This is a genomic window from Nocardioides sp. (genome assembly GCF_036374615.1).
Lineage (GTDB): Bacteria > Actinomycetota > Actinomycetes > Propionibacteriales > Nocardioidaceae > Nocardioides.
Genome location: NZ_DASUTK010000035.1, coordinates 1 through 5,543, shown reverse-complemented (window position 1 = coordinate 5,543; position 5,543 = coordinate 1). Strand labels below are relative to the sequence as shown.

Below are 5,543 nucleotides of genomic sequence, written 5' to 3'. Positions count from 1 at the left end.
GGTCACCAGCGCCACGTTGGGGTGCTCGGGCCAGTGGGCGAGCATCTGCTGGAGCACGCGGGCCGTCGTGGACTTGCCGACCGCGACCGACCCGGCCAGGCCGATGACGAACGGCGTGCGCTGCGGCTGGGGCTGGTTGAGGAAGTCCTCCTGCTCGCGGTGGAGCCGGCCGGCGGCCGCGACGTACATGCTGAGCAGCCGGGCGATCGGGACGTAGATCTGCTCGACCTCGTCGAGGTCCAGCGCGTCACCGAGGCCGCGGAGGTTGGCGATCTCCTCGGCGCCGAGCGGATTCGCGGTCTCGCGGCCCAGCGCGGCCCAGGCATCGCGGTCGAGCTCGACGTACGGCGACGGCTCACGACCCGTGTCCGAGGGGCCGCCCGACCCGCCGTTCGGAGACATGCGCGGCATTCTTGCAGCCGCCCCCGCCCTACACTCCACGTCATGTGCGGAATCGTCGGCTACGTCGGCCCCCAGCAGGCGCAGGGGGTCGTGCTGGAGGGGCTGCGACGCCTCGAGTACCGCGGCTACGACTCCGCCGGCATCGCGCTGGTCACCGACGGCACGATCGCCTCCGACAAGCGCGCCGGGAAGCTGGCCAACCTCGAGAAGGCGATCGCGGACCGCCCGCTCCCGCCGTCGACGACCGGGATCGGGCACACCCGCTGGGCCACTCACGGTCCGCCGACCGACCGCAACGCCCACCCGCACCTCGGCAGCGGCGGCCGGGTGGCGCTGGTGCACAACGGGATCATCGAGAACTTCGCGGCGCTCCGGACCGAGCTCGAGGCCGCGGGCCACGACCTGGTGTCCGACACCGACACGGAGGTCGCCGCCCACCTGCTCGAGCTGGAGCTGGGGCGCGGAGGCGACCTGACGACCGCCATGCAGGCCACCTGCCGGAGGCTGACCGGCGCCTTCACGCTGGTCGCGGTCGACGCACAGGACCCGTCCCGGGTCGTCGCCGCGCGCTGCAACTCGCCCCTGGTCGTCGGCATCGGGGAGGGGGAGAACTTCCTCGGATCCGACGTCGCCGCGTTCATCGAGCACACACGCGAGGCGCTCGAGCTCGGCCAGGACCAGGTCGTCACGATCACCCGCGAGGGCGTGTCGGTCACCGACTTCGACGGCACGCCCGCGGAGGGGCGCCGTTACCACGTCGACTGGGACCTGTCGGCCGCCGAGAAGGACGGCCACGACTGGTTCATGCGCAAGGAGATCTACGAGCAGCCGCAGGCGGTGGCGAACGCGCTCCTCGGCCGGCGTACGACGTCGGGTGAGCTGCAGCTCGACGAGATGCGGCTCGCCGAACAGGACCTGCGCGACATCGACAAGATCATCGTGATCGCGTGCGGAACGGCCTTCTACGCCGGCATGGTCGCGAAGTACGCGATCGAGCACTGGACCCGGATCCCGGTCGAGGTCGAGCTCTCGTCGGAGTTCCGCTACCGCGACCCGATCCTCACCCAGTCGACGCTCGTGGTCGCGATCAGCCAGTCCGGTGAGACCGCCGACACGCTGCAGGCGATCCGGCACGCGCGGCGGCAGCACTCGCGGGTGCTCGCGGTCTGCAACACGAACGGCTCCACGATCCCGCGCGAGTCGGACGCCGTGATCTACACGAACGCCGGGCCGGAGATCGCGGTCGCGTCGACCAAGGGCTTCATGACCCAGATGGTCGCGTGCTACCTGCTCGGGCTCTACCTCGCGCAGGTGAAGGGCACCCGGTACGGCGACGAGATCACCCAGGTGGTCGACCAGCTCGAGCAGATGCCGGACCTGATCCGTCGGGTGCTCAACCAGGACCAGCGGATCTACGAGCTGGCCCGCACCCACCGCGACGACCGCTCGGTGCTGTTCCTCGGCCGCCACGCCGGCTACCCCGTCGCGCTCGAGGGGGCGCTCAAGCTCAAGGAGCTCGCCTACCTCCACGCCGAGGGGTTCGCGGCGGGTGAGCTGAAGCACGGTCCGATCGCCCTGATCGAGTCCGGCATGCCGGTGCTGTGCGTCGTACCACCCGCAGGTCGCGACCAGCTCCACGACAAGATGGTCAGCGGCATCCAGGAGATCCGGGCTCGGGGCGCCCACACGATCTGCCTCGCCGAGGAGGGCGACAGCACGATCAGGCCGTACGCCGACGAGCTGATCGAGCTGCCGCGGGTGCCGGTGCTGCTGCAACCGATGCTGGCCGTGATCCCGATGCAGCTGTTCGCGTGCGAGCTCGCCACGGCTCTCGGCCACGACGTCGACCAGCCCCGCAACCTCGCCAAGTCCGTCACGGTCGAGTAGGCGGCCCGGCCTGATGGCGGTGATCGGCGTCGGCATCGACGTGGTCGATATCGAGCGGTTCATGGCGTCGCTGGAACGCACACCGGGCCTGCGCGAGCGACTCTTCACTCCCGCCGAGGCGTCCCGCCCACCCGCGTCGCTCGCGGCCCGGTTCGCCGCGAAGGAGGCACTGGCCAAGGCACTCGGCGCCCCGGTCGGGATGGCGTGGCACGACGCCGAGGTGGTCTCCGAGTCGTCTGGCCGCCCGCTGCTCGAGCTGCGCGGTTCGGTGCTGTCGCGCGCCGACCTGCTCGGCGTCCGATCCGTGCATGTGTCTCTCTCCCATGATGCCGGGATCGCCTCGGCCGTGGTGGTGCTCGAGTCGTAGCCGGGTCCCGGTCCGCGGCGTGGGCCTGAGAGTGCGCTATGCCGCACGCTGAGGCGCACGCGGCACTCCTAGAGCCAACAGGTCGGCGACCAGCTCGACCGTCTCGTGCCGCACCTCGTACGCCGAGCAACGCACCACGGTCCGCCGGCCCGGTCTCGTGATCCGGCGAGACCGCTTCAGGTCGGCGTCCCAGTGCTCGACCTCCATGTGGAACGCGCCGTCGACCTCGAGCACCAGCACGGAGCCGTCGGGGAAGTCCCACTCGCAGTCGGTCCAGCGCCGCTTCCCGGCGTGATCGTTGCGCCCGCGTTGACGGGCAGGTGGCGACAGGTCGAACCCCCGGCACATCCGGGCGACGTCGAGCTCCGCCCCCGAGTGGGCACCGCCATCGATGTCCGCGAGAGTCTCGCGGAACGCCGGAGCCCGGCGCAGTGGCTTGAGCAGGTAGGTCCACTCGAGCAACCGCGCCGCCGTCGTGAGCCGTTGCTGGACCGACGCCGCCAGTACTGCATGTGCGGCCCGCGGCGGTGCGTCGTACGCCGCCCACATCAGCACGGCCGGCTCGACCTGCGCCACGGGCAGGTTCGAGCTGGGGTGGCGCAGCAGCTCGAATGCTCGACGGGACCGGAAGAAGCGCACGCCGTCGACCGGTTCGAAGTCGAGCTCGTCGTCGACGAGGACTGTCACCACGTCCCGCTCCCAACGCTGAAGCCCGTGGACCGCTGCGGCAGTCAGCCCTCCCAGGAGGCTGCGCGGGCCGGCATGCAGGACGGCCAGCCAGTACAGCTGTTCAGGGGACAGCGGGCCGGTCGTGGTGCTGATGACTCGCGAGGTGCGCTCCACCCATCGCCGAGCCGACACCTGGTTGCGGACGCCGAACCGGTCGGTCCCGTGGGCGAGCAGCTGGCGACGCGCCACCAGGCCGCACTGCCGTTCGATGAGCACATCCAACTCGGTCATGCCCACGGAGCGTGCCCTGGATCCGCGACCGGTGGGCCGGGTCATCCACAGGTCGTCCCTCCCCTCCCGCGGCGTGTGCCTGAGAGTGCGCTATGGCGCACTGTGAGGCACACGCCGCGGATAATCCGGCGCCGCGGATAACGTGGGCGCATGCGCCGCGCGCACACCGTCGAGCAGGTCCGAGCCGCCGAGGCGGCGCTCATGGCGACCCTGCCCGAGGGGGCGCTGATGCAGCAGGCGGCGACCGGGCTGGCGCACGCGGTGATCGACTTCCTCGGGGGTGCCTACGGCCGGCGGGTGGTGCTGCTGGTCGGGCCGGGCAACAACGGCGGCGACGCGTTGTACGCCGGGGCGGCGCTGGCTCGGCGGGGTGCCTGGGTCGAGGCGTGGCTGCTCTCGGAGCGGGTCCACGAAGGCGGGCTGGCCGCACTGAGGCGAGCCGGTGGCCGGGTGGGCGAGCCGCGCGAGGACACTCGCGCCGACGCGGCCGTCGACGGGATCGTCGGGATCGGCGGCCGACCGGGGCTGCGGCCCGACGCGGTCGCGGCGCTCGACCGGCTCGACGGCGTTCCGATCGTCGCGGTCGACACCCCCAGCGGCGTGGACGTCGACACCGGTGAGGTGGCCGGGCCTCACGTACGCGCCACCCTCACGGTCACGTTCGGCACCGACAAGGTCGCGCACCTCGTCGACCCCGCGGCCAGCGCATGCGGGGTGACCCATCTCGTCGACCTCGGCCTGACGCTGCCCGAGCCGGCGGTCGAGGCGCTCCAGCCCACCGACGTACGACGGCTGCTACCCCGGCCGGCGTCGGACTCCCACAAGTACACCCGCGGGGTCGTCGGCGTCCGCGCCGGGTCCGCGACCTACCCAGGCGCGGCCGAGCTGTGCGTCGCCGGCGCCGCGAGCGGCCTCGCTGGCATGGTGCGGTACGTCGGGGCCGCAGCCGACCAGGTCCGCACCATCAGGCCCGAGGTGGTCGGCGAGGGTCGGGTCCAGGCGTGGGTGGTCGGCTCCGGTACCGATGCGGAGGCCCAGGATCACCTCGCGGCCGCCCTCGGCGACGAGGTGCCGGTCGTGATCGACGCCGACGCCCTGAAGCACGTGCCGGCGCCGCTGCCGCTGCCCGCGGTGCTCACCCCGCACGCGGGCGAGCTCGCCGCCATGACCGACGTCGAGCGGACCGACATCGAGGCTCGGCCGCTCGCGCACGCGCGCGCCGCAGCCGAGCGGTACGGCGCAGTCGTGCTCCTGAAGGGCAGGCACACCCTGGTCGCGAGCTCCGAAGGCGTCCGGGTCACCACGACCGGCGTGCCCTGGCTGGCCACCGCCGGCGCCGGTGACGTGCTCGCCGGTCTGATCGGCTCGCTGATGGCGGCCGGACTCACGCCGTACGACGCCGCGTCGGTGGGCAGCTGGCTCCACGGTGCCGCGGCGACCCTGGCCTCCCGCGGGGGGCCGATCGGCGCGGGCGACGTGGCGCGCGCCCTCCCCGAGACGGTCCGTCAGCTGATCGGGATGGAAGAATCCGGGGAATGACCCGGCCGCGAGCGCAGATCGTCGTCGAGCTGCCCGCGATCCGGCACAACGTCGCGCTTCTCCGCGAGCACACCGGCGTCGACGTCATGACCGTGGTGAAGGCCGACGGCTACGGCCACGGCATGGTCCCGTCCGCACAGGCAGCCCGCGAGGGGGGCGCCGGCTGGCTCGGCGTCGCCACGGTCGACGAGGCGCTGCAGCTCCGAGCGGCTGGTGACACCGGCCGTGTCCTGTGCTGGCTCACCGTGCCGGGGGAGGACTACGCGCCCGCGATCGAGGCCGGGATCGACCTCACCGTCTACACCGAGGCCGAGCTCGCCGAGGTGGTCGCGGCCGTCCGCGACGTCCCCGCGCGGGTGCAGATCAAGGTCGACACGGGGCTGTCCCG

The 5,543-nt window shown here is 72.5% G+C and carries 6 protein-coding genes; 4 read left to right on the top strand and 2 right to left on the bottom strand.

Annotated elements, in window-relative coordinates; translation table 11 throughout:
* A partial coding sequence (locus tag VFZ39_RS02895) for a type I pantothenate kinase (RefSeq protein WP_422656602.1) occupies positions 1-402 on the bottom strand: 402 nt, incomplete at its 3' end.
* A 42-nt stretch (positions 403-444) separates the two neighbouring features.
* Between VFZ39_RS02895 and glmS the strand changes: the two genes are divergently transcribed.
* Together glmS and VFZ39_RS02885 are read left to right on the top strand one after the other, a co-directional pair.
* On the top strand, positions 445-2,289 hold the full coding sequence (gene glmS / locus VFZ39_RS02890; protein WP_330864222.1) for a glutamine--fructose-6-phosphate transaminase (isomerizing): 1,845 nt from the start codon (positions 445-447) through the stop codon (positions 2,287-2,289).
* 13 nt (positions 2,290-2,302) lie between these two features.
* Entirely contained in the window at positions 2,303-2,656 is a 354-nt protein-coding gene (locus VFZ39_RS02885) for a holo-ACP synthase (protein WP_330864221.1), read from the top strand.
* Between the two features lie 36 nt (positions 2,657-2,692).
* Here the strand turns inward: VFZ39_RS02885 and VFZ39_RS02880 are convergent, their stop codons facing one another.
* Positions 2,693-3,616, bottom strand: coding sequence for a hypothetical protein (locus tag VFZ39_RS02880; RefSeq protein WP_330864220.1), 924 nt, complete (start codon positions 3,614-3,616; stop codon positions 2,693-2,695).
* Between the two features lie 150 nt (positions 3,617-3,766).
* Between VFZ39_RS02880 and VFZ39_RS02875 the strand changes: the two genes are divergently transcribed.
* Together VFZ39_RS02875 and VFZ39_RS02870 are read left to right on the top strand one after the other, a co-directional pair.
* Complete coding sequence (locus VFZ39_RS02875; RefSeq protein WP_330864219.1) at positions 3,767-5,155, top strand: bifunctional ADP-dependent NAD(P)H-hydrate dehydratase/NAD(P)H-hydrate epimerase; 1,389 nt, start codon at positions 3,767-3,769, stop codon at positions 5,153-5,155.
* On the top strand, positions 5,152-5,543 hold a 392-nt coding region (locus VFZ39_RS02870; protein ID WP_330864218.1), incomplete at its 3' end, for an alanine racemase. The genes VFZ39_RS02875 and VFZ39_RS02870, both read left to right, overlap by 4 nt.

Bases quoted from the DNA above. Each gene is read 5' to 3' on its own strand.
- glmS (WP_330864222.1), top strand. From the start codon at position 445: ATGTGCGGAATCGTCGGCTACGTCGGCCCCCAGCAGGCGCAGGGGGTC.
- VFZ39_RS02885 (WP_330864221.1), top strand. From the start codon at position 2,303: ATGGCGGTGATCGGCGTCGGCATCGACGTGGTCGATATCGAGCGGTTC.
- VFZ39_RS02880 (WP_330864220.1), bottom strand. From the start codon at position 3,616: ATGACCGAGTTGGATGTGCTCATCGAACGGCAGTGCGGCCTGGTGGCG.
- VFZ39_RS02875 (WP_330864219.1), top strand. From the start codon at position 3,767: ATGCGCCGCGCGCACACCGTCGAGCAGGTCCGAGCCGCCGAGGCGGCG.